Origin of the sequence: Streptomyces sp. NPDC005811 (genome assembly GCF_040630405.1) — a bacterium.
Lineage (GTDB): Bacteria > Actinomycetota > Actinomycetes > Streptomycetales > Streptomycetaceae > Streptomyces.
Window position 1 is genome coordinate 60,682 of record NZ_JBEXXK010000032.1, and the last position, 24,083, is coordinate 84,764.

General features: G+C 73.5%; 19 protein-coding genes. 11 read left to right on the forward strand and 8 right to left on the reverse strand.

All coding sequences use genetic code 11. From position 1 onward, the window contains the following. The first annotated feature begins 159 nt into the window (after positions 1–159). Positions 160–1,503, forward strand: coding sequence for a cation:dicarboxylase symporter family transporter (locus ABZ490_RS30705; RefSeq protein ID WP_358997028.1), 1,344 nt, complete (start codon positions 160–162; stop codon positions 1,501–1,503). Positions 1,504–1,617: 114 nt separating this feature from the next. Here the strand turns inward: ABZ490_RS30705 and ABZ490_RS30710 are convergent, their stop codons facing one another. Continuing rightward, positions 1,618–2,070, reverse strand: coding sequence for a MarR family transcriptional regulator (locus ABZ490_RS30710; RefSeq protein ID WP_358997030.1), 453 nt, complete (start codon positions 2,068–2,070; stop codon positions 1,618–1,620). A 93-nt stretch (positions 2,071–2,163) separates the two neighbouring features. On the opposite strand from ABZ490_RS30710, the gene ABZ490_RS30715 reads away from it, so the two are divergent. Both ABZ490_RS30715 and mltG read left to right on the forward strand, forming a co-directional pair. After that, positions 2,164–3,966: an ABC transporter ATP-binding protein gene (locus ABZ490_RS30715; RefSeq protein WP_358997033.1), complete on the forward strand. Its 1,803-nt coding sequence runs from the start codon at positions 2,164–2,166 to the stop codon at positions 3,964–3,966. Between the two features lie 63 nt (positions 3,967–4,029). Continuing rightward, positions 4,030–4,884, forward strand: a complete 855-nt coding sequence (mltG, locus tag ABZ490_RS30720) for an endolytic transglycosylase MltG (RefSeq protein ID WP_358997036.1) — start codon at positions 4,030–4,032, stop codon at positions 4,882–4,884. A gap of 12 nt (positions 4,885–4,896) precedes the next feature. Here mltG and ABZ490_RS30725 read toward each other — a convergent pair whose 3' ends face one another. Further along, a complete protein-coding gene (locus ABZ490_RS30725) occupies positions 4,897–5,994 on the reverse strand; it encodes an NAD(P)-binding domain-containing protein (protein WP_358997039.1) in 1,098 nt (365 codons plus the stop codon). Positions 5,995–6,059: 65 nt separating this feature from the next. Here ABZ490_RS30725 and ABZ490_RS30730 point away from each other — a divergent pair, with 65 nt between their 5' ends. The 6 genes from ABZ490_RS30730 to ABZ490_RS30755 all read left to right on the forward strand — a co-directional run bounded on the left by ABZ490_RS30730 (position 6,060) and on the right by ABZ490_RS30755 (position 14,613). After that, on the forward strand, positions 6,060–6,482 hold the full coding sequence (locus tag ABZ490_RS30730) for a secondary thiamine-phosphate synthase enzyme YjbQ (protein ID WP_358997042.1): 423 nt from the start codon (positions 6,060–6,062) through the stop codon (positions 6,480–6,482). A gap of 137 nt (positions 6,483–6,619) precedes the next feature. Further along, complete coding sequence (locus tag ABZ490_RS30735) at positions 6,620–7,552, forward strand: cyclase family protein (RefSeq protein WP_358997045.1); 933 nt, start codon at positions 6,620–6,622, stop codon at positions 7,550–7,552. A gap of 249 nt (positions 7,553–7,801) precedes the next feature. Beyond that, positions 7,802–10,717 (forward strand): SpoIIE family protein phosphatase, encoded by a 2,916-nt coding sequence (locus ABZ490_RS30740; RefSeq protein ID WP_358997047.1) that lies wholly within the window; start codon positions 7,802–7,804, stop codon positions 10,715–10,717. A 59-nt stretch (positions 10,718–10,776) separates the two neighbouring features. Next, on the forward strand, positions 10,777–12,378 hold the full coding sequence (locus ABZ490_RS30745; RefSeq protein WP_358997050.1) for a sugar ABC transporter ATP-binding protein: 1,602 nt from the start codon (positions 10,777–10,779) through the stop codon (positions 12,376–12,378). Continuing rightward, the gene (locus ABZ490_RS30750; protein ID WP_358997053.1) at positions 12,375–13,412 is read left to right on the forward strand and encodes an ABC transporter permease; all 1,038 of its coding nucleotides are present in this window, start codon (positions 12,375–12,377) and stop codon (positions 13,410–13,412) included. Before ABZ490_RS30745 ends, ABZ490_RS30750 begins: the two co-directional genes overlap by 4 nt. Positions 13,413–13,446: 34 nt before the next feature. Beyond that, positions 13,447–14,613 (forward strand): substrate-binding domain-containing protein, encoded by a 1,167-nt coding sequence (locus ABZ490_RS30755; RefSeq protein WP_358997056.1) that lies wholly within the window; start codon positions 13,447–13,449, stop codon positions 14,611–14,613. A gap of 22 nt (positions 14,614–14,635) precedes the next feature. Here the strand turns inward: ABZ490_RS30755 and ABZ490_RS30760 are convergent, their stop codons facing one another. Together ABZ490_RS30760 and ABZ490_RS30765 are read right to left on the reverse strand one after the other, a co-directional pair. Next, positions 14,636–16,444 (reverse strand): glycoside hydrolase family 15 protein, encoded by a 1,809-nt coding sequence (locus tag ABZ490_RS30760; protein WP_358997059.1) that lies wholly within the window; start codon positions 16,442–16,444, stop codon positions 14,636–14,638. A gap of 59 nt (positions 16,445–16,503) precedes the next feature. Next, positions 16,504–17,067, reverse strand: a complete 564-nt coding sequence (locus tag ABZ490_RS30765; protein WP_358997062.1) for a hypothetical protein — start codon at positions 17,065–17,067, stop codon at positions 16,504–16,506. Positions 17,068–17,173: 106 nt separating this feature from the next. On the opposite strand from ABZ490_RS30765, the gene ABZ490_RS30770 reads away from it, so the two are divergent. Both ABZ490_RS30770 and ABZ490_RS30775 read left to right on the forward strand, forming a co-directional pair. After that, positions 17,174–17,959: a cyclase family protein gene (locus tag ABZ490_RS30770; RefSeq protein ID WP_358997065.1), complete on the forward strand. Its 786-nt coding sequence runs from the start codon at positions 17,174–17,176 to the stop codon at positions 17,957–17,959. Continuing rightward, on the forward strand, positions 17,956–19,593 hold the full coding sequence (locus ABZ490_RS30775) for a thiamine pyrophosphate-binding protein (RefSeq protein WP_358997068.1): 1,638 nt from the start codon (positions 17,956–17,958) through the stop codon (positions 19,591–19,593). Before ABZ490_RS30770 ends, ABZ490_RS30775 begins: the two co-directional genes overlap by 4 nt. A gap of 30 nt (positions 19,594–19,623) precedes the next feature. On the opposite strand, the gene ABZ490_RS30780 is transcribed toward ABZ490_RS30775, so the two are convergent. The 4 genes from ABZ490_RS30780 to ABZ490_RS30795 form a co-directional block, all read right to left on the reverse strand. Further along, positions 19,624–19,845, reverse strand: coding sequence for a hypothetical protein (locus ABZ490_RS30780; RefSeq protein ID WP_358997070.1), 222 nt, complete (start codon positions 19,843–19,845; stop codon positions 19,624–19,626). Positions 19,846–19,909: 64 nt separating this feature from the next. After that, positions 19,910–21,139 (reverse strand): VWA-like domain-containing protein, encoded by a 1,230-nt coding sequence (locus tag ABZ490_RS30785; RefSeq protein ID WP_358997073.1) that lies wholly within the window; start codon positions 21,137–21,139, stop codon positions 19,910–19,912. 113 nt (positions 21,140–21,252) lie between these two features. Continuing rightward, positions 21,253–22,503: a MoxR family ATPase gene (locus ABZ490_RS30790; RefSeq protein ID WP_358997076.1), complete on the reverse strand. Its 1,251-nt coding sequence runs from the start codon at positions 22,501–22,503 to the stop codon at positions 21,253–21,255. Positions 22,504–22,565: 62 nt separating this feature from the next. Continuing rightward, complete coding sequence (locus tag ABZ490_RS30795; protein ID WP_358997079.1) at positions 22,566–23,954, reverse strand: hypothetical protein; 1,389 nt, start codon at positions 23,952–23,954, stop codon at positions 22,566–22,568. Between the last annotated feature and the right edge of the window lie 129 nt (positions 23,955–24,083).

Consider the following 24,083-nt stretch of genomic DNA (forward strand, 5'->3'; position numbering starts at 1 on the left):
CGCGTCACGCGTGACGGGATTTACACGGCCGAAACGCGGAGGTCTTGTGCGCGATCAACGACACCTCCACAGTGATCGCAACGGAAGCCGCTTTCCGCATCGCAGAAGTCCCTTGTTCCCAGGGGCTTCCGTGATGTCGTCCCCCCACAAGGAGTGCCCGTGCCGCCGTCCGTCCCGTCCCTGCCGCGACGCGTCGCACGCATACTGCGTACCTCACTCTTCGCGCAGGTCGCCTGCGCGCTCGTGCTCGGCATCGCCGTCGGAAAGCTGTGGCCCGGTGTGGCCACGGACCTTCAGCCGCTCGGCGACGGCTTCACCCGGCTCATCAAGACGATCATCTCTCCGCTGGTGTTCTGCGTGGTCGTCGTCGGCATCGCGAAGGCCGGTGACCTCAAGGCGTTCGGCCGGATCGGGCTCAAGGCCCTGATCTGGTTCGAGGTCGCCAGCACGCTCGCCCTGATCATCGGGCTGCTCGCCGCCAACGTCGTGCAGCCCGGCTCGGGGATGCACGTCGACCCGGCCACGCTGGACACCTCGGCGGTCGACGCCAGGACGGGCGGCGGCTCGCTCCCCTCGACGACCGAGTTCGTCGTGAACGCGCTGCCCACCAGTTTCATCGGCGCCTTCGCCGAGAACTCCCTGCTCCAGGTGCTCATCCTGGCGTGTCTGGTGGGCGCCGCGCTGCTGCACCTCGGGCACACGAAGGTGCCGCAGGTGCTGCCGGCGATCGAGCAGGCCCAGGAGATCATCTTCGCGATCGTCGGCTTCGTCATGCGGCTGGCGCCGATCGCGGTGTTCGGCGCGATGGCCGTGCTGATCGGCAACTACGGACTCGGTGTCATCGAGACCTACGCCAAGCTGATCGTCCTCTGTTACGCGGCGGCGGCGTTCTTCGTGGCGCTGCTGGCCGTGGCCCTGCGGCTGGTGACCGGGCTCAGCCTCTGGAAGTTCCTGCGCTACATCCGTGAGGAGATGCTGCTCGCGCTCGGCACCGCCTCCACCGAGGCGGTCATGCCGCGCGTGATGCAGAAGCTGCGCAGGGCGGGCGCCCGCGACGACGCGGTGGGTCTCGTGCTGCCGACCGGGTACTCCTTCAACCTCGACGGCGCCTCGCTGTACCTGTCCATCGGCACGCTGTTCATCGCCCAGGCCGTGGACGTCGACCTGAGCCTCGGGCAGCAGGTCACCGTGGTCCTGGTGCTGATGCTGACCAGCAAGGGCATGGCGGGCATCCCCGGTTCGGCCTTCCTCGCCCTGTCCGCGACGGCGTCCTCGCTGGGGGCCATTCCGGCCGGTGCGGTCGCGCTGCTGCTGGGGGTCGACCGGATCATGGACTCGATGCGGGTCGTCACCAACCTCCTCGGCAACTGCGTCGCGGTGTTCGCGGTGTCCCGCTGGGAGGGGGCGCTGGATCTGGGGCGGGCGAAGAAGGTGCTGGACGGGGAGAGCGCGGGCGAGGAGGAGGCGTCGGTGCCGGAGGAGGCGGCGCCCGTCGCCCAGTAGCTCGGGTGGTGGTGTTGCGCGGGCGGCTGCGGGTGGTTCGTGGCTGATCGCGCAGTTCCCCGCGCCCCTGAAGGGCCGGACCGCTGGTCCGGCCCTTCAGGGGCGTTGCCGCCCCTACCCGTGGCGTCCCTCCGGCACCCCGTCCACCAGCGTGTCCAGCAGGTCGCCCAGTACCTCCCGCTGCCCGCCCGACAGCGGCGCGAGGATCTCCTCGGCCGCCGACCGCCGGGCGGCCCGCAGCTTGCGCAGTGCCTCCCGGCCGTCGTCGGTGAGCTCGATCCGGATCACCCGGCGGTTCGTGGGATCCGGCACCCGCCGTACCTTCCCGCCCGCCTCCAGCCCGTCGACCAGCGTCGTCACCGCGCGCGGGACCACCTCCAGGCGCTCGGCGAGATCGGCCATGCGCGGCGGCGAGCTGTAGCACGCCAGGGTGCGCAGCAGCCGGGACTGGGCCGGGGTCACGCCGATGCCGCACTGCTCGATGTGCCGCTTCTGGATCCGGTGCACGCGGCGGGTGAACCGCAGCAGTTGCTCCGCGAGCACGCTGTCGGAATCGGGGGTGGTCATGCGGGAACAATATCAGGATGCCGTTCATTGTGAGTATAGGTAACAATGAGCTATGGTCAGCCCGATCCGCCCGCTCACCTCCCGTAGGAGCCCATGCACCCCGACACACCGGAATCCTGGAACCCGTCCGCCGACACCCAGGCCCAGCCCCGGCAGGTCCGCCGTATCGTCGGCCTGTTCCGTCCCTACCGCGGCCGGCTCGCCGTCGTCGGCGTCCTCGTCGGCGCCTCGTCGCTGGTCTCGGTCGCCACGCCCTTCCTGCTGAAGGAGACCCTCGACGTCGCCATCCCCGAGGGGCGCACCGGCCTGCTGAGCCTGCTCGCCCTCGGCATGATCCTGAGCGCCGTGCTCAGCAGCGTCTTCGGCGTCCTGCAGACCCTGATCTCCACCACCGTCGGCCAGCGCGTCATGCACGACCTGCGCACCGCCGTCTTCGGCCGGCTCCAGCGCATGTCCCTGGCGTTCTTCACGCGTACGCGTACCGGCGAAGTGCAGTCGCGCATCGCCAACGACATCGGCGGCATGCAGGCCACCGTCACCTCCACGGCCACCTCCCTGGTCTCCAACTTCACCAGCGTGGTCGCCACGGTCATCGCGATGATCGCCCTCGACTGGCGGCTGACCGTGGTCTCCCTGCTCCTGCTGCCGGTCTTCGTCTGGATCAGTCGCCGCGTGGGCAACGAACGCAAGAAGATCACCACCCAGCGCCAGAAGCAGATGGCCGCCATGGCCGCCACCGTCACCGAGTCGCTGTCGGTCAGCGGCATCCTGCTCGGCCGCACCATGGGCCGCGCCGACTCGCTCACCCGGTCCTTCGCCGACGAGTCCGAGCGGCTGGTCGACCTGGAAGTGAAGTCGAACATGGCCGGCCGCTGGCGCATGGCCGTGATCACCATCGTCATGGCCGCGATGCCGGCGGTCATCTACTGGACGGCCGGTGTGGCCCTCCAGCTCGGCGGTCCCGACGTCTCCCTCGGCACGATCGTCGCCTTCGTCTCGCTCCAGCAGGGCCTGTTCCGCCCCGCCGTCAGCCTGCTCGCCACCGGCGTGCAGATCCAGACTTCCCTCGCGCTCTTCCAGCGCATCTTCGAGTACCTCGACCTCCCGATCGACATCACCGAGCGCACCGACCCGGTCCACCTCGACCAGATCAAGGGCGAAGTCCGCTTCGAGAAGGTCGCGTTCGCCTACGACGACAAGGGCGGCCCCGTCCTCGACGGCATCGACGTCACCGTCCCCGCGGGCGGAAGCCTCGCCGTGGTCGGCCCGACCGGTGCCGGCAAGTCCACCCTGGGCTATCTCGTGCCGCGGCTGTACGACGTGACCGGCGGCCGGGTCACCCTCGACGGGGTCGACGTCCGCGACCTCGACTTCGACACCCTCGCGCGCGCGGTCGGCGTCGTCTCGCAGGAGACGTACCTCTTCCATGCGACGGTTGCCGACAATCTGCGCTTCGCCAAGCCCGACGCCACCGACGAGGAGCTGTACGCCGCCGCGCGCGCGGCGCAGATCCACGACCACATCGCCGCCCTGCCCGACGGGTACGACACGGTCGTCGGCGAGCGCGGCCACCGCTTCTCCGGCGGTGAGAAGCAGCGCCTGGCGATAGCCCGCACCATCCTGCGCGATCCGCCGGTGCTGATCCTCGACGAGGCGACGAGCGCCCTGGACACCCGCACCGAGCACGCCGTCCAGGAGGCCATCGACGCGCTCTCCGCCAACCGCACCACCCTCACCATCGCCCACCGGCTGTCCACCGTCCGCGGCGCCGACCAGATCGTGGTCCTCGACGCGGGCCGGCTGGCCGAACGGGGGACGCACGAGGAGTTGCTGGCGCGGGACGGGCGGTACGCGGCCCTGGTGCGCCGGGACGCCAGCCTGGAGCCGACAAGCTGACAACAGCCAAGCATATGACCGGTTATGCCGGGTTTATGACGATATGAGGGTTACCGTGCCCGCATGCAGATGAACACTCCGCCACGGAGAACGATTCGACTGACGCGCCGGGGTCGGCTCGCCCTCATCGCGACCGGAGCCGTCGTGGCCGGTACCGCCGTGGCGGTGCCGCTGCTGAGCACGGAGCACCGGGCGCCGCAGGCGCCGAAGAAACCCGCCGCCCTGGTCATCCCGGAGGGCTGGCGCGCGAGTCAGGTCTACGAGGCCGTCGACAAGGCCCTCGCCCTGCCCGCCGGCACGACCAGGAAGACCCTGCCCCAGGCCGGGCTGAAGCTGCCGGACGACGCCGACGGCAACCCGGAGGGCTACCTCTTCCCGGCGACGTATCCGCTGGACGGGAAGACGACACCGCAGACGCTGCTGGCCTACATGGTCGACACGGCGAACAAGCGGTTCAACGGGGCACCGGTCACCGCGGGCGCCCAGCGCAACGCGATGAACCTCTATCAGGCCGTCACCATCGCCAGCCTGGTGCAGGCGGAGGCCGCCACCAAGGCGGACATGGGGAAGGTGGCCCGGGTCGTCTTCAACCGGCTGGCGCGCGGCATGCCGTTGCAGATGGACTCCACCATCAACTACGCCCTGAACCGGTCCACGGTGCGGACCACGGAGAGCGACACCCGGATCGAGAGCCCCTACAACTCCTACCAGCGCATGGGGCTGCCGCCGACGCCGATCGACAACCCCGGCGAGGAGGCCATGCACGCCGCCGTCAGCCCCACCCCGGGCGACTGGCTGTACTTCGTCACGGTCAAGCCCGGCGACACCCGTTTCACCGCGAACTATCAGGAGCACGTCCGCAATGTCGCCGAGTTCAACCGGAACCGGCAGAGCGCGTCCGCCGAGGCGGCCCGATGACGTGACGGGACGTCAGGCGGCGGCCGCATCCGGTCCGGGCTCCCCGGCCCCCTCGGACAGCAGCCGTCCGATGTCCCGTACGGCCGCCCGTCCCGCCCGGTTGGCGCCGATGGTGCTGGCCGACGGCCCGTAGCCGACCAGGTGGATCCGCGGATCGGCGGCCACCCGGGTGCCCTCCAGCCGGATCCCGCCGCCCGGACCGCGCAGCCGCAGCGGCGCCAGATGGTCGATGGCGGGCCGGAAGCCCGTCGCCCAGAGGATGACGTCGGCGTCCACGCGGCGGCCGTCGTCCCACTCCACGCCCCGGGGGGTGATCCGGTCGAACATCGGGAGCCGGTCCAGGACCCCGTCCGCCAGCCCCTGCCGGATCGCGTCGTTCAACGGCAGCCCCGTCACCGACACCACGCTCCTCGGCGGCAGCCCCTGCCGCACCCGCTCCTCCACGAGCGCCACCGCCGCCCGGCCCGCCTCCTCGTCGAACGGTCCCTCGCGGAACACCGGAGGCCTCCGCGTCACCCATGTCGTGGCGGTGGCGAACGGGGCGATCTCCAGCAGATGCTGGGTGCCGGAGGCCCCGCCGCCCACCACGACCACCCGCTGCCCGGCGAACGCCTCGGGCCCCGGGTACCCGGCCGTGTGCACCTGCCGTCCGCGGAAGCTCTCCTGACCGGGATAGCGCGGCCAGAACGGCCGGTCCCAGGTGCCGGTCGCGTTGATCAGCGCCCGTGTCGACCAGGTGCCGTCGGAGGTCTCGACAAGCAGCCGCCCACCGGAGCCCTCGCGCACGGCCCGTACGTCCACCGGACGCCGTACCCGCAGGTCGAAGGTCCGCTCGTAGGCGGCGAAGTACGCCGAGATCACCTCCGACGACGGCCGCGCCGGGTCCGCCCCCGTCAGCTCCATGCCCGGCAGCGCGTGCATCCCGTGCACCTTGCCGTACGTCAGTGAGGGCCACCGGAACTGCCAGGCGCCGCCCGGACCGGGCGCGTGGTCCAGCACCACGAAGTCGCGCTCCGGCTCGAACCCCGTGCGTCGCAGGTGATACGCCGCGGCCAGCCCCGCCTGGCCCGCACCGATCACGACGACGTCGACCTCAGGTATGTCGTTCACGCCTCAACCAACAGTGCGGGCCGGGCGGATCTTCCCCGGACCCCTCCGTGGGCCAGGATGGTGACATGTCAGACGCGTTCACCACCCGAGTACTGCACATCGCCTCCGGCACCCGGGAGCGGGTCGTCGATCTCACCCAGGACTGCGAGGCCTTCCTGGGGGAGGTCGCCGGCGACCGTGACGGCCTGCTGAACATCTTCGTCCCGCACGCCACCGCCGGAATCGCCGTCATCGAGACCGGCGCGGGCAGCGACGACGACCTCCTCGCCGCCCTGCACACGCTCCTGCCCGCCGACGACCGCTGGCAGCACCGCCACGGCAGCCCCGGTCACGGCCGCGACCACGTCCTCCCGGCCTTCGTCCCGCCCCACGCGACCCTGCCGGTCCTGGCCGGGCGGCTGGAGCTGGGCACCTGGCAGTCGGTCTGCCTGGTGGATACGAACAGGGACAATCCCGAGCGCAAGGTCCGCCTGTCGTTCCTCGGCTGACCGGTTGTCGTTCCTCGGCTGGACCGGCCGACGAGAAGAAGCCTTTGCCCGGACGGCCTCTGCCCGGACGGTCGCGCCCGGACAGCCTGCGCCCGGACCACCCTGCGAGGCCCTCGCCCCGGTGCCAAGCTGGAGCCATGTCCCCGACAGCCGGGCCGGCCGTCCCCCGTGCGGAGTTCGACGCGCTCTTCGAGGCGGTGCGCACCTGGGGTCACTGGGAGGACCGGGCCGGCCGCGGGGCCTGGAACCGGGTGACCCCCGACCGGGTGCGGCGGGCCCTGGCCGAGGCGCGGTCCGGGACCGTCGTCCCGATGGCCCTCCCCTGGAACACCCGGCCCGACCCCGACAACCCCAAGCCGGCCCTGCACCACATGACCGACCTCGGCGATGTGGAACGCCCCGAACCCGCCGCCCACAAGGACTTCATCGCCGTCGACTACCACGGCAGGGGCGTCACCCATCTCGACGCGCTCTCCCACATCGCCTACCGGGGCCTGCTCTACGACGGCCGTGCGGCGCGCGAGGCCGTCGACGCCGGTGGCGCCCGTTTCGGCGCGGTGGCGGAACTGGGACCCCTGGTGACGAGGGGGGTGCTGCTCGATCTGCCCGCCGTGCTCGGGGTCCCCTGGCTGGAACCGGGACAGGCGGTGCACGCCCGCGACGTCCTCGCCGCGGAGGAGGCGCTCGGGGTGACGATCGGCGAGGGCGACGCGGTGCTGCTGCGCACGGGGCACGTGCGCCGCCGTACGGAACGCGGACCATGGGACTCCGGCGCGCTGAGCGCGGGCTTCCACGTGGACGCCGTACCGCTGCTGGCGGAGCGGGGTGTCGCCCTGCTCGGAGGGGACGGCGACAGCGACGTACGGCCCTCGCCCGTCGTGGACGTGCACTCGCCCGTGCATGTCCTGGCCGTCACCGCGATGGGGGTGCCGCTGCTGGACAACCTCGATCTGGAGGCGCTGTCGGCCGCGACGGCCGAGGCGGGCCGGTACGCCTTCCTGCTCGTCGTCGCGCCGCTGAACATCCCCGGCGGGACGGGTTCCCCCGTCACCCCGGTCGCGGTCCTGTAGCAGTCGCCCGCCCGTCCGCCCGCCAGCGGTCGGTCATCCGCTCGTCACCGCACGTGAGGGACCCTGGTGGTCGTCTCCGCGAGGGACGGGCGACCCATGACTCACGCCCCGTATGTCCGTATGCTCGTCAATGTCGGATTAATTGTTGATCGGGTCACCTGCCGGCTGAAAGGGGAGCGGGCACAGGGCGAGTGGACGCGGGCGCGAGTGAGGCGAGGCGTGTTTCGATCCGTAGGAGAACAGGCTGCGGTGGGGCGTGCGACGGACGGCACGGGTCCCACGCGCTTCCGTGAGCGGTTTCTGCAGGGCGAGTCGGTCGAACGCGGCGTACGGCTGTCGATCCTGGACTCCTGGCAGCGCTGCCGGACCCTGGGGCTCTCGCCGGACCAGTCCGACCTCCCCTTCCGGGACGACTTCGAGGCGGACGGCCGTATCGTCCGCGCGGCCGCGCCGGTGCTCGACCGGCTGGAGTCCCTGTTCTCCGGCAGCAAGGTCAATATCTCCGTCGCCGACGCGAACGGGACGGTCCTGCTGCGCCGCTTCGGCGAGGCCTCCATGGCCCACAGCCTTCCGGCGATCCAGCGCGTCCCGGGCTTCGTGTTCGCCGAGCGGGTCGCCGGCACCAACGGCATCGGTCTCGCCCTCGCCGAACGCCGGCTCATCCGCGTCTACGGCGCCGAGCACTTCGCCGAGCGTTCCCAGGCGAGCGCCTGCGTCGCGCTGCCCGTGCGCGACCCGCTCAGCGGCGGCATCGAGGGCGTCCTGTGCTTCGGCTACCCGCGCGGATTCGAGACCCCGGCACTCAGTGGCGTGATCCGCAAGGCGGCCCATGCCATGGAACGCCGGCTGCTGGGACAGAGCTCCGCACGCGAACGTGCCCTGCTGCGGGCGTACCTGGCCGCAGGAGCCGAAGCCGACACGGCCGACGGTGCCGAGGGGGGTGTGCCGGCCCTGCGGCTGCGCCCCGGTGACCGGGCGCTGCTCATGGAGAAGGCCACCGAACTGATCTCCCGCGCCCAGCGGGCCGCCGTGGACGTGCCGCTGCCGGACGGCCGGCGGGTGACCCTCGTGAGCCGCCCGATGCGCAGCGCGTCGGGCGTGGAGGGCGTCGCCATCGAGGCGGTGCTGCCCGGCTCCGCCCGCGGGGAGCGCCTCGCCTCCAGGGAATCGCTCGTCGTACCGGGCCGGGGCGACGCGCGGCTGCCGGCGCTCCCGGTCGGGTTGCCCGTCGAGCCGGCCGTCGCCGCCGCCGTGTCGCGGCTCGCACGGCTCTCCCTCACACCGCCGACGGGCGGCGCACCGGACCGGGACGGAGCCGCAGTCGAAGGTGTCACGGTCACCGGAGCTGGAGCTGGAGCTGGAGCCGGAGCGGGCGCCGTCGCCGGAGCGGGCGCTGTCGCCGCCGTCGACGGCGCCGCCGCCAACGGTTCCCCCGAGCAGCCGCTCTCGGCCCGAGGGCTCGTCCTCGTCGGGGAGCCGCAGGTCGGCGCCTACGCCCTGGCGGCGCGCCGCAGGCTGGAGCTGCTCTCCGAGGCCAGCGCCCGCATCGGCACCACCCTGGACGTCCGCCGCACCGCCGAGGAGCTCGCCGAGACGGCCGTCCCCCGGCTGGCGGACTATGTCACCGTCGATCTGCCCGAGGCCGTCCTGCGCGGCGAGGAGTCCGCCGACCCGGTCGGCGACCTGCGCCGGACGGTGATCCACGGCCTCCGCGACGACCTCCCCTTCACCCCCGTCGGCAAGCGGACCGACTTCGGCCCGACCGCGCCCCAGCGCCGCGCGCTGACCGGCGGACAGGCGGTGCTCGAACCGGACCTGGCGAGCGCCGCTGGCTGGCTCGCCCAGGACCCCGAGCACACCGGGACCCTGCTCACCCATGTGCACTCGCTCATCGCCGTCCCCCTGGTCGCGCGCGGCGTCGTGCTGGGCGTCGTCAGCTTCTACCGCGCCCAGGAACCCGCTCCCTTCGACGACGACGACCGCTCGCTGGCCCAGGAACTCGCCACCCGCGCCGCCCTGTCCATCGACAACGCGCGGCGCTACACCCACGAGCGCGCCATGGTCCTGGCCCTCCAGCGCCGGCTGCTCCCGCAGGGGCTGCCCGACCAGGAGACCGTCGAGGTCGCCCACCGCTATCTGCCCGCCGAGGCCGACGTGGGCGGGGACTGGTACGACGTCATCCCGCTCTCGGGCGCGCGCATCGGCCTCCTGGTCGGCGACGTCGTCGGCCACGGCATGCTCTCCGCCGCCACCATGGGCCGGCTGCGCACCGCCGCCCGCAGCTTCGCCGAACTCGACTTCCCGCCCGACGAGGTCCTCGTCCACCTCGACAACCTGGTGGGCCGCCTCGATCGCGAGGACCCCGAGGGGGAGGGCGAGGGTGTCGGCATCATCGGCGCGACCTGCCTGTACGTCGTCTACGACCCGACCTCGCAGCGCTGTGTGATGGCCCGCGCCGGACACCCGCCGCCCGCGCTGGTCCACCCCGACGGCAGCGTGACCTACCCGGACCTGCCCGCCGGGCCTCCGCTCGGCCTCGGCGGACTGCCCTTCGACGCCGTGGAGATCGACCTGCCCGAGGACAGCCAGCTGGTCCTCTACACCGACGGGCTGATCGAGGACCGGCACCGTGACGTCGACCTGGTCCTCGACCAGCTGCGCGGGGCCCTGGCCCACCATCCGGAGCGCACCCCCGAGGACACCTGCCAGGCGATCCTGGACGCGGTGGCGCCCGCCCACCCGTGCGACGACATCGCCCTGCTGGTCGCCCGCACCCACGCCCTGGACCCCGACCGGATCGCCACCTGGGAGCTGCCCGCCGACCCGGCCCGCGTCGGCGAGGTCCGTGCCGCGGCCATGAGACAGCTGGCCGACTGGGGACTCGACGAGGCCGCCTTCGCCGCCGAGCTGATCCTCAGCGAACTGGTCACCAACGCCATCCGGCACGGCTCCGGGCCCGTGCGGGTACGGCTGCTGCACGACCGTTCCCTGATCTGCGAGGTCTCCGACTCCAGCAACACGGCCCCGCATCTGCGCCGGGCGGCCAGCACCGACGAGGGCGGACGCGGCCTCTTCCTCGTCGCCCAGCTGTCCCGGACCTGGGGCACGCGCTACCTCCCGGAGGGCAAGGTCATCTGGGCCGAGTGCGGGCTCGACGGCGTCTGAGGCGCACAGCCCGAGTCGAATATCCGAAATGGCATGAATGATCCGGATAGGATCGCCTCATGTGCGCTTCCGACCCGTCCGCCCCGGCGGCCGCGCCCTTCGCGTCGGAGCCCCTGGTCCGCATCCGCGGGCTCGGCAAACGGTTCGGCGGGACCCTCGCGCTGGCCGGGGTCGACCTCGACGTCCACGCGGGCAGCGTCCTCGCCCTCCTCGGGCCCAACGGCGCCGGGAAGTCCACCCTCATCAAGATCCTCGCCGGCGTCCACCACGCCGACACGGGACGGATCACGGTGGACGGGCACCCCCTCGGCAGCCATGCCGCCGCCGGCCGCATGTCCTTCATCCACCAGGACCTCGGCCTCGTGGAGTGGATGACGGTCGCCGAGAACATCGCCCTGAGCACGGGGTATCCACGCCGCGCCGGACTGGTCTCGTGGCGGCGCACCCGCGAGCGGTGCGCCGACGCCCTGGACACCGTCGCCGCCCACCTCGACCCCGACGCCCCGGTCGCCCGGCTCGCGCCCGCCGAACGGTCCCTGGTCGCCATCGCCCGGGCCCTCGCGGCCCGCGCCCGGCTCATCGTCCTGGACGAGCCGACCGCCCGCCTTCCCGCCCCCGACTGCGCCCGGCTCTTCCGCGTCCTGCGCGACCTGCGCGACCGCGGCCACGCCCTCCTCTACGTCAGCCACCGGCTGGACGAGGTCTACGAGGTCGCCGACACCTTCGCCGTCCTGCGCGACGGCCACCTCGTCAGCCACGGCCCCCTGGCGGACCACAGCCCGGACCGCCTGGTGCGGGACATCGTGGGCCCGGAGCCGGCCGAGCAGCAGCGCGACCAGCCGCGCGTGCGGTCCGCCGGCCCGGCCCCCGGACAAGCCCCCGCCCCCACCCCCACCCCTGCCCTCCTCACCCTCGAAGCCGTACGGACCACCGGCGTCGGCCCGGTCGACCTCGTCCTTCGGGCGGGGGAGGCCCTCGCCCTGGTCGGTCTCTCCGGCGCCGGACATCTCGACCTCGGCCGGGCACTCGCCGGGGTCCGGCCGCTGCTCGCCGGGGAGGCCCGGCTCGGCGGACGGCCGTACCGCCCCCGTACGGTCGCCGACGCCGTGCGGCAGGGCGTCGGCTTCGTGCCCGGCGACCGGCTGCGCGAGGGCTGCCTCGCCGAGCTGACCGTGCGCGAGAACCTCTTCGCCAACCCGGCCGCCGGAGGCCGCCCCGGCCCCCGCTGGATCGGCCCGCGCTGGATCGGCCCCCGCCGGGAGCGCGCCGAGGCGGCCGCCCTCGTCGACCGGTTCGCGGTGCGCCCCCGCGACACCGAGGCCCCGCTCGCCACCCTGTCCGGCGGCAACCAGCAGAAGGTCATGATCGGCCGCTGGCTGCGAGCGGACCTGCGGCTGCTCATCCTGGAGGAGCCGACCGCGAGCGTCGACATCGGCGCCAAGGCCGCCGTCCACCACCTGCTCGACGAGGCGCTGGCCGCGGGCCTCGCGGTCCTGCTGATCTCCACCGACTTCGACGAGGTCGTCAGTGTGTGCCGACGCGCCCTGGTCCTGGTCAGGGGCGCCGTGACGGCCGAGCTGGGCGGCGCGGCCCTCACCGTCGCCGAGCTGACCCGCGCCGCCTCCGCCGTACCCCCACCCCGGCCGGGAGCGGGCCCGTGACGGCCCCCACCCCGCCCCGGCCCCGCCGACCGGGCGGCCACCTCGTCGGCGCCTACGGACTGCTCGCCCTCACCCTCCTGCTCGTCCTGGTCTTCTCCCTCGCCCTGCCCCGTACCTTCCCGACCCTCGACACCCTCGACTCGGTCCTGTCCAGCCAGTCGATCCCGGCGATCCTCGCCCTCGCCGCCACGATCCCCATCGTGACCGGCGCCTTCGACCTCTCCCTCGGCTACGCGCTCGGCCTCGCCCACGTCATGGTGATGGAGCTGATCGTGAACGAGGGCTGGCCCTGGCCGCTCGCCGCGCTCACGGTGATCGCGGGCGGGGCCGGCGTGGGCGTCCTCAACGGCGTGATCGTCGAGTACGGGCGGATCGACTCCTTCATCGCCACCCTCGGCACCGGCAGCATGCTCTACGCCGTGACCGGCTGGGTCACCGACGGCGGCCGGATCGTCCCCGGCCCCGAGGGCCTCCCACCGGCCTTCACCGACCTCTACGACTCCTCGTTCCTCGGCCTCCCGGTCCCCGCCTTCTACGTCCTCGCCCTCACCGCCGTCCTCTGGCTGGTCCTGGAACGGCTGCCCCTCGGCCGATATCTGTACGTCGTCGGCTCCAACCCCCGCGCCGCCGACCTCCTCGGCATCCCCACCCGCAGATACACCGTCTACGCCTTCACCGCGTCGGGCCTGGTCGTCGGCATCGCCGGGGTGCTGCTCGCGGCCCAGCAGCAGATCGGCAACCCGAGCGTCGGCCTGGACTACCTGCTCCCCGCGTTCGCCGGCGCGCTCCTCGGCGCCACCGCGATCAAGCCCGGCCGGCCCAACGCCCTCGGCACCCTCGTCGCCGTCACCGTCCTCGCCGTGGGCCTCACCGGCATCGGACAGCTCGGCGCCGACTTCTGGACGGTCCCGCTGTTCTACGGCGGCACGCTGCTCCTCGCCGTCGGCCTCGCCGGATACGCCGCCCGCCGCCGGCTGAGCGGCGGTGTCCGCGCCGCCCGCGACACACCGCCCGGCCCCGCACCCTCCCCGTAGTTCCCCGCCTGTTCCCCTCCCGCGAGGAGTACCCGTGCACGGCAACCGCAGAGCCACCCCCGGCGCCCGCACCGCCCGGGCCGGCTCCTGTGCCCTGCTGCTGGCGGCGGTCACCGTCCTCGCCGGCTGCCAGCGCGGCTCCTCGGGCACCTCGGGGGAGACCCCCTCGGGCACCGACGGCTGCCCCGACGTCCACGCCACGGCCCAGGCCTCGGTCCTGCGCGCCGAGCAGACCGACGTCCCCTGGGGTGGGCCGACCACCGGACCGCGGGCGGTGCCCGGCAAGACCCTCGTCTACGTCGCCCAGACCATGACCAACCCCGGGGTCGCGGGCGTCGCGAAAGGCGTACGGGAGGCCGCCCGGGTCATCGGCTGGAACGTCCGGGTCATCGACGGCGGCGGCACGCCCGCCGGTCTCCAGTCGGCGATGAGCGAGGCCGTCGCACTCAAACCCTCCGGCATCGTCATCGGCGGCTTCGACCCGAACTCCACCTCGGCACAGGTGGCGCGGGCCAACCGGGCCGGCATCCCGCTCGTGGGCTGGCACGCCCTCGCCGCCCCCGGCCCCAGCCGCCGGCCCGAGCTGTTCACCAATGTCACCACCCGCGTCGAGGAGGTGGCCGAGATCAGCGCGCGCTGGGTCATCGCCCACTCCCAGGGCCACGCCGGGGTCGTCCTGATCACCGACGCCTCGATCCCCTTCGCCAAGAACAAGTCCGAGCTGATCAGGAAGGAGCTCGCCACCTGCCCGGGCGTGAAACTCCTCGCCTACCCCAACATCCCGATCCCGGACGCCGGCAGCCGCACCCCGCGCGAGATCTCCTCCCTCCTCGCCCGCTTCGGCGCCCGGTGGACCCACTCCGTCGCCATCAACGACCTGTACTTCGCCGACGCGGCCCCCGCCTTCCGCGCGGCCGGGAGGAAGGGCTCGGGGCCGCCGTACAACATCGGCGCGGGCGACGGCGACCCCTCCGCCTTCCAGCGCATCAACAGCCGGCAGTACCAGGCCGCCACCGTGCCCGAACCGCTGTCCCTCCAGGGCTGGCAGATCGTCGACGAGTTCAACCGCGCGTTCTCCGGGACAGCCGCCAGCGGCTACACGGCACCCGTCCACATCACCACCGCCGACAACAGTGCCGGCACCACCTCCTGGGACCCGACGGGCTACCGGCAGGCGTACCGCACCATCTGGGGGAAGTGAGGCCTCCTACGGCGCCCGTGCGTCAGCCCAGCGCCCGGTCCAGGGTGAAGGCCGCGCTGATCAGCGCCAGATGGGTGAACGCCTGCGGGAAGTTGCCCTGCTGCTCTCCCGTCTGGCTGATCTCCTCGGCGAACAGGCCCAGGTGGTTGGCGTACGTCAGCATCTTCTCGAACGCCAGCCGCGCCTCGTCCAGCCGCCCCGCGTGCACCAGCGCCTCGACGTACCAGAACGAGCAGATCGAGAACGTGCCCTCGTCGCCGCGCAGCCCGTCGGGGCTGGCCAGCGGGTCGTAGCGGTAGACCAGGGAGTCCGAGACGAGGTCCTCGGTGAGCGCGTCCAGCGTCGACAGCCACTTGGGGTCGGTCGGCGCGATGAACTTGGTCAGCGGCATCATCAGCACCGCCGCGTCCAGCACGTCCCCGTCCTCGTGCTGCACGAACGCCCGCCGCCGCGGCGACCAGCCGCGGGTGTGCACACGGCGGTAGATCGTGTCGCGGGCCTCCTGCCAGCGGGGCAGGTCGGCGGGCAGCCCGCGCCGGTTCGCCATCCGGATGGCCCGCTCGATCGCCACCCAGCACATCAGCCGCGAGTACAGGAAGTTCTTGCGGCCGCCCCGGGTCTCCCAGACGCCCTCGTCCGGCTGGTCCCAGTGGGCGCACACCCAGTCGACCAGGGCGCACACGTCGTCCCACTGGTCGCTCGAGACGGGCCGCGCCCACTTGTCGTACAGATAGACCGAGTCGATCAGCGCACCGTAGATGTCCAGCTGGAGCTGGTCCGCGGCGGCGTTGCCCACCCGCACCGGGGCCGAGCCCTGATGACCCTCCAGATGCCCGAGTTCGCTCTCGGACAGATCCGTGCGCCCGTCGATGCCGTACATGATCTGGAGCGGCCCGGAGGGCTTGCCGTCGCCCGGGGTGATGTGCCGGGTCACGAACTCCATGAAGGCCTCGGCCTCGTCCGAGAAACCCAGCCGCAGCAGCGCGTACACACAGAACGCGGCGTCGCGCACCCAGACATAGCGGTAGTCCCAGTTGCGCTCGCCGCCCAGCTGCTCGGGCAGGCTCGTGGTCGGCGCGGCGACGATCGCCCCCGTGGGCGCGTAGGTCAGCAGCTTCAGGGTGAGCGCGGAGCGGTGCACCATCTCCCGCCAGCGGCCCCGGTAGCGGGAGGCGGACAGCCAGCGCCGCCAGTACGTCACCGTCGCCGCGAACTGCTCCTCGGCCTCCGTGCGCGCGCACCGCCGCGGGCTGACCTCGCCGCCGACCTGGTCGAGGGCGAACACCGCCGACTCGCCCTCGGACAGCTTGAAGTCCGCCCGCACGTCCGGCCCGTCGCACTCCAGGGGCACCGTCGAGGTGAGGGAGAGCGCCAGCTTCTCCGACTCGAAGACCGCCATGCCCTCGACCAGGCGCACGGTGTGCGCACTGGCGCCGTAGTCGAACCGGGGCGCCACCCGGGTACGGAACGGCACCGCGCCGCGCACGCACAGCACCCGCCGGATCAGCCGGTGCCGCTCCGCCTCCCCGGCTCCGCCGCTCACCGGCATGAAGTCCTGCACCTCACCCGCCCCCTCCCCGGTGAAGAACCGGGTGATCAGGACGTTGGTGTCGGGGAAGTAGAACTGCTTCGTCCGGGCCGGCACCGCCGCCGCCAGCTCGAACGAGCCGCCCCGTTCGGCGTCCAGGATCGCCCCGAACACGCTCGGCGAGTCGAACGAGGGACAGCAGTACCAGTCGATCGTGCCGTCCGTCCCCACCAGGGCCACACTGCGCAGATCGCCGATCAGCCCATGGTCGGCGATCGGCAGATAGCGGTCGGCATCGGTCATGACAGCCTCCCTGTCCCGACCCGCTCCGGCGAGGCTTCCAGCCTAGGCGGGATCGGCCCTCACGTCCTCGGCAGCCAGTCGTCCAGGGCGTCGATGAGCCGGTCGAGGGCGGGCTCCTCGCCGGAGCGGTCCGTCATGACCGTGCGGCCACCGAACCGCAGCGTGTACTGGAACGCGTCGTACGTCCCCCCGCTCATCGTGAACGAGGGGACGTCGTCCAGCGCCGGATCCCCGAGCAGCAGGCGCAGCGTCCGGAACTGCGCGGCGGTCGTCCGCCGGACCCGGGAGGCGCCCTCGTCGGTGACCCGGACGGTGCCGTCGCCCCGCAGGACCACCTCCCGGTGCACCCCGGCGAAACCGCCGGTGATCGTCATGGTCACCAGCTTCTGATCGGGGCCGTTGACGGGCACGGGCGCCGTGGGCGTGGGCGTGCGGCTCGCGGTCGCCGATGCGGAGGGGGAGGGAGTGACAGGAGAGACGCGAGGGGAGACCGAGGGCGTGCTCGCCGCGGCCGTCGGCCCGGGCGGGTCCTCGCCGCCGACCTCGAAGGAGCAGCCGGTCAGCGACAGGACACCCATCGCGCACACCGCCGCGGCGCCCGCGGCCGTCCCCCTGGCGAACATGACGTCCCTCCCGCGTGTCCATCGCTGAATGGGCGTCACATCAGGGTGCCATGCTGTGAGTTGAGCCGCGAGTACCGCGGCGCTTCCGCGTCCTCCAGGAGGCACCATGTCCCAGCCGTCCGTTCTCGCAGCGCTGGTGGCGGGGTTGCGCGGCGGGTCGATCGACGTCGTCGACCTGACCGCGCCGCTGTCGTCCGCCACCCCGGTGATCCAGCTCCCGCCCCCGTTCGGCCAGACCGCGGTGTTCGAGCTGGAGGAGATCAGCAGGTACGACGACCGGGGACCGGCCTGGTACTGGAACAACTTCCGCAGCGGCGAGCACACCGGCACCCACTTCGACGCCCCGAACCACTGGGTGACCGGTAAGGACCTCGCCGACGTGGCGTCCGTGCCCGCGAGCCGGCTGCTCGCTCCGGCCGCCGTCCTGGACTTCACCGCCGAGGCGGCCGAGGACCCCGACTTCCTGGTCGAGGTCGAGCATGTGAAGGCCTGGGAGGCCGTGCACGGGCCGCTGCCCGAGGGCGGCTGGCTGCTGCTGCGCACCGGCTGGGACGCCCGCGCGGACTCCCAGGAGGCGTTCCTCAACGCCGACGGGAACGGTCCGCACACCCCCGGGCTGTCCCCGGACTGCGCCCGCTGGGTGGCACAGGAGTCCCCGGTGATCGGCCTCGGCGTGGAGACCGTGGGCACCGACGCCGGGGCCGGGCACTCCTTCGACCCGGCGTTCCCCTGCCACTCCTACCTGATGGGCAGCGACAAGTACGGACTGACCCAGTTGCGGAACCTCGCCGTGCTCCCGCCCACCGGGAGCGTGGTCGTCGCCGGGCCGCTGCCCATCGTCACCGGGTCCGGGGCGCCCGCGCGGGTGCTCGCGCTGGTGGAGCGGGCGTGAACGTCGCCGAGGCCGTGGGGCGGGCGCTGGTCGCGGCCGGGATCGACCAGGTGTTCGGCGTGGTCGGATCGGGCAATTTCCACCTCACCAACGCGATGACCGCCGCCGGGGCTCGCTTCGTCGCCGCACGGCACGAGGGCGGCGCGGCGACGATGGCCGACGCCTACACCCGGGTCGCCGGAACCGTCGCCGCGCTGAGCGTCCATCAGGGGCCCGGACTGACGAACGCCCTGACGGGGATCACCGAGGCCGCCAAGAGCCGTACCCCGCTGCTCATACTGGCGGCCGAGGTGACCGAGCCGCGCTCCAACTTCCACATCGACCAGGACGCGCTGATGCGGGCCGTGGGCGCGGTGCCGCTGCGGATCACCTCGGCCGGGGAGGCGGTGGCGCAGGCCCTCGAAGCACTCCGGTACGCCCTCCACGAACGGCGCACCGTGCTGCTCAACCTCCCCCTCGCGGTGCAGGCCCTGGAGGTGCCCGGCGACCTGCCCCGGGCCGTCCCGCCGCCGGCCCGGGAACCGGTCGAACCCGCCCAGGCGGACGTGGACGCGCTGGCGGGGCTGCTCGCGCAGGCCCGCCGACCGGTCTTCGTGGCGGGCCGGGGCGCCCGCGCCACCGGGGCCGGGGACGCCCTGGAGGACCTGGCCGCGTGCCACGGCGCCCTGCTGGCGACCTCGGCCGTCGCCCACGGCCTCTTCCGGGGCAATCCATGGTCGCTCGGCGTGTCCGGGGGCTTCTCCTCCCCGCTGGCGGCCGAACTGATCGCCTCCGCCGACCTGATCGTCGGCTGGGGCTGCGCCCTGAACAGGTGGACGACACGCCACGGCACCCTGATCGGCGCCGGCGCGGGCGTCGTCCAGGTGGACGACGACGCCACGGCCCTCGGCGCGCACCGGGAGCTGCGGCTCGGCGTCACCGGCGACGTCACGCGCACCGCACGCCGGGTCCTGGCCGCGTCCGACGGGAAACGGCAGGGACTGCGCACCCCCGACATCGCCGAGGCCCTCGCCGCCCGGGGACGCCGGCGCGACGTGCCGTACGAGGACACCTCCGGGTCCGGGCGGATCGACCCGCGCACCCTGACGATCGCGCTCGACGACATCCTCCCCGCGGAGCGGGTGATCGGGGTGGACTCCGGCAACTTCATGGGCTACCCGATGGCGTATCTGTCGGTGCCGGACGAGAACGGCGTCTGCTTCACCCAGGCCTTCCAGTCGATCGGCCTGGGCCTCGCGACCGCGATCGGTGCCGCGCTGGCCCGCCCGGACCGGCTGCCGGTGGCCGCGCTCGGCGACGGCGGCGCGCTGATGGGCGCCGCCGACCTCGACACGGTCCGCAGGCTCGGGCTGCCGATGCTGGTCGTCGTGTACGACGACGCCGCCTACGGGGCCGAGGTGCACCACTTCGGGCCCGACGGACACCCCCTGCACACGGTCGAGTTCCCCGAGACGGACCTCGCCGCCCTGGCCCGGGGGTACGGCTTCGAGGCCGTGACCGTCCGCTCGCGCGCGGATCTCGGGGCGGTGCGGGACTGGCTCGCCGGGCCCCGGTCCGCGCCGCTGCTGGTCGACGCCAAAGTGGTGAAGGACCGGGGGGCCTGGTGGCTGGAGGAGGCGTTCCGCGGGCACTGAGCGCGCGCACTGGGCCCGGCCGCTCCCGCGTCACACCTGGTGCGGCGCGAACAACTCCAGATGGCCGCAGGCGCGGCAGCGGTAGGCGTCTATCTGGAAGCGGGGCCGGCCGAGGCGCTTGGCCCCGCCGAAGATCCCGCGCTGGAGCGGCCCGGGGATCCACCGCGCGTAGCCCCGGGAGTGTTCACCGGAGTCCTCGACGAACCCCGGCTCCAGCTCGAACCCCTGGCACTGCGAGCATCTGATCTCCATGGCCCGCACTGTAGAAGCAGCCCCTGTGAGCCGGTGAGTCTTCTCCGGCGGCACCCGGTGCTGTTCATCCGATGTCCACCACCCGTGCCCAGTCGGGCGGTGTGTCCGGCACGTAGTCGGGGTCGTTCTCCCGCCAGGAACCCCCCGGGCGGGAGAAGAGCCCCACGACCGTACGGCACGCCGGGCGCGCCTCGGGCCACGGTGTCTGACCGTCCGTCAGTACCACGACCACGTCGGGCCGGGGCCGGGTCCGCAGCGCCCTCGCGAAGCCCGTGCGCAGATCCGTACCCCCGCCGCCCATCAGCGGAATCCCCTCGCCCCGGCACAGCGCGTGCGCGAACGGGGCGTCGGCGTCGCACGGCAGCACGGTGACCAGGTCCCGCCGCCCGCCCACGGCACGGCAGATCGCGGCGACCTCCAGCAGCGCGCTGCCCAGTTCGGCGTCGCTGACCGACCCCGAGGTGTCGATGATCACGGACACCCGGGGCGGCCGCCGCCGCAGGCTCGGCAGGACGACACCGGGCACCCCGGACGAGCGCCGCGACGGCCTCCCGTACGAGTAGTCCTCGCCCCCGCCCGCGCCCGACGCGGCCGAGCGGACCGCCGCACCCAGCAACTCCCGCCAGGGCTGCGGCGGATGGAACGCCTCCTCGGCCCACCGCCGCCACTGCTCGGGCGCGTTCCCGGGACGGCCCTTGATGCCCTGCGCCACCCGGAACCGGACGGCGTCCCGTTCCTGCGCGCTCAGTCCGTGCGCGCCGTCGGGGCCGAGGTCCCACTCCCGCGCCAGCCCGTCGGCGCCGCTGCCGCAGTCCAGCCACGCCAGGTCCTGGGTGCGCGCCCCCAGGGTGAAGGAGCGGAGATACTCCTCCATCAGCCTTCCCTCGGGCAGCCCCAGGAACTCCGGGTCGACGGCGCCCTCGGGCCGGACCAGCCCGTCGCCGTAGGCGTCGTCGTTGATCTCGCAGTCCGCCGCGATGTTCATCCGCAGCCGCTCCCCGGGGCCGGTCAGTCCGCGTTCCCGGGCCACCCGGTCGCTGCGCCCGTGGTGGTCGCGCAGCAGGTGCGACACCTCGTGCACCCAGACCGCCGCCAGCTCCTCCACCGGCGTCCGCGCCACGAACGCGGGCGAGACATAGCACCGCCAGTGCCGGTCGACGCCCATCGTCGGCACCCGCAGGGACTCGACGACCCGGAGGGCGAAGAGCGCCGTCGCCAGATAGGGACGGGCCCGTGCGGCGTGCAGCCGGGCGCTGAAGAGCTTGTCGCGGTCCAGAGACGTCGCTGTGGACACTCCGTCAGCGTTCTCAGCGTTCTCAGCGTTCTCTGCGTTCTCTGCGCTCGCTGCGTTCTCTGCGTCCCTCATGTCCCTCACTCCCTTCACGTCCGGCACCGGCCGCGTCCCCCTCATGCCTTCGCCGGGGCCGCCGCCCGTGCCGCCGCCCGGTCCGCCCGTCGGGACAGCGCGACGACCCCGGCGAGCTGTTCGATCGCGGCCGGCACCTGCCACTCCTGGCAGCGCAGCGCGGCGAGGGTCGTCGCCGGGACCACCACCAGATCCGGCGCCCCCGTCTCCACCGCCCGCACGAGCAGGGCCCAGGCCGCGTCCCAGCGGGACTTGGAGGGGCGTTCCCGGACGGCGGCCACCACACCGTCGAGCACGGCCTGCCGCAGATCCCCGCGCTCGGGCAGCTCGGCACCCGCCGGGTCGGCGAGCAGCGTCTCGGGGTCCGGCAGGTCCAGCCGGTCCAGGCTCGCCAGCAGCTCCAGCCCCGGACCGTCCCCCACCGTGCCCCGGACCAGCAGGGACAGCACGTCCCGCGAGGAACCGGCCGCCGTCGCGAAGGCGATCAGGTGCAGGGTCATCTCCCAGCTGCGGGGCGAGGGCCACGGTCCGCCCCGGCGGGTCTCGCCGCTGGGCAGCCGGTGCACGAGCGGCGGGCGCGCGGTGAGGAACGCGCACACTGCCCGGCGCGCGTACGCCACGGCCTGCGGCAGCTTCCGCGGGTCGAGCCGGGGCAGGGTCGCCCGTGGCCAGGTCCCGCCGAGACCCCGTACGACGACCTCGTGGTCGTGGTGCCACTGGAGGTGCACGAACCGGTTGGACAGCGGAGGGCTCAGCTCCCAGCCGTCGGCCGCGGAGGACCGGGGGTTGGCGGCGGCGACGATCCGCACGCCCGGCGGCAGCCGCAGGGCGCCGATCCGCCGCTCCAGCACCAGCCGGAGCAGCGCGGCCTGGACGGCGGGCGGGGCGGTGGACAGCTCGTCGAGGAACAGCAGCCCCCGGCCGGCCCGCACCAGCCGCACCGCCCAGTCCGGCGGGGCCAGCGGGACGCCCTGCTCGGCGGGGTCGTCCCCGACGACGGGCAGCCCGGAGAAGTCGGAGGGTTCGTGCACGCTCGCGATGACCGTGGTCAGCGGCAGGTCCAGGGAGGCGGCGAGCTGCGTCAGGGCGGCGGTCTTGCCGATCCCCGGCTCGCCCCACAGCAGCACGGGCAGGTCGGCCGCCACGGCGAGCGTCAGGGCCTCCAGCTGGTTGTCGGGGCGCGGTTCGGTGCCGGCCTCGCGCAGCAGGGCCAGGAGGTCCGCGGCCACGTCGAGTCGGGGACCCTGGGCCGGGTCGGCGGAGGGCAGGGCGAAGGAAGTGCTCGTGGGCATGAGTGTGATCACCTTTGGGTCGGGGTGAGCCGAGTGCGAGAGGGCCGGGGAAGGTCTTCTGATCAGCGGGCGGTGGTGTGTCGCGGATGCGCGCGCAGGTGCGGGGGGCGCCGGTCCCGCGGGTGGACCCGGGTGGGCCCGGGCCCGGTGAGACCCGCCCGGAACAGCCCGTAGGTGATCCGCCGGTGCGCGGCCTCCTCCAGGGCGTCCCGCAACGCGCCGTCCCGCAGCGATGCCCCGGGGCCGAGCAGGCCCTCGACCACGGCCAGCGCACCCGCGATGTCCCCGTGGGCCAGGCGCTCGCGGACGCCGTCGAGACAGTCGGGGTGCCGGTGCGCCCGGTCGACGGCCTGGAGACAGGGCAGCGGCGTGCCGGTCAGCGCGGCCAGCAGCTCCTCGCGCCGGATCTCGTCCGGGTCGTGGTCCAGCGCGGCGAGCACGCCGTCGACGAGCCCGATGCGGTGCCGGGCGCCCCGGCACTCCACGAGCCGGGCCCGCGCCGCCGGATCGTCGCTCCGCGGCGGCGACACCGGTGGACGGCCCGGTACGAGCGCCGAGGCGACCAGGGGATGCAGCCGTTCGGCGTCGATCGCACCGGTGCGCAGCAGTTCCAGGTCGGGGAGGGTCCAGATGGCCGCGTCGGGCAGGACCGGCAGCGCGGAGACACCGCCGCCGGTGGGCGCCCCGGTGATCCGCGGCGCGGGCGGCCCGCCGCCGACCGTGCAAGCGGCCGGTTCCAGGGCCAGCCGACGGCGCCCGCCGAGCCGTACGAGCACCGTGCCCGTCCCGTCCGGCCGCCCCTCGGCGGCGAGCAGCAGCCGGGCCTCGTCGGCCCAACGGCCCACGGCACAGCCGAATTCGGGCGGCACCAGCGCGGGGTCCACCCCGGGCTCCGGTCCCGCGCCCAGCGCCCGCGCCGCCAGCTCACCGGCCCGCTCCGCGTCCCACAGATGCCGGTGCAGGTCCAGCCGGAAGCGCCGGTCGGGGCAGGGATGCGGATGGTGCCGGGCGCGGTCCGCGGGACGGGAGCCGTCCCACAGGGCGAGGCTCATCCGCTGCCCGGCGTCCGCCCAGGCGGGCGCCGTCCGCACCACGAGATGCACCGGGCGCGCACCGCCGGGCCCCTCGGGGTCGTACCGGGCCAGCGAGAGGGTCAGCGCCGGGCGGAGCAGTCCGTCGGGAGCGATCCTCGGCATGTGCCAGCGCAGCAGGTCGGGAGCCAGCCGGCGCAGGTCCGCCCGGACCCGGGCGGCCAGCGGACGGCCATGGGCCCGTGCCACGGCACGCAGGGTGAAGTCGACGTCGATGCCCGCGGCGGCACAGGCCCCCGCCCAGTCGCCGGTCAGCCGGCGGGCGGTCGCGGTCTCGATCATGGAGGGCGGGACGGCGAACTCGCGCACGCGCCGCCAGAAGGAAAGCCGGGAATCCCCGTTCGCGGTGTGAGTGGGCATCAGCACTCACCTTGCGTGGACGGGTCCCCCAATCTGAGAGCAGAAGGACAAGCAGAAGGAGTAGTCATCGCGATGATCGTACGGATCGTCGCCACGGCCCGCCACGGTATTTATGACGGCCCGCCACAC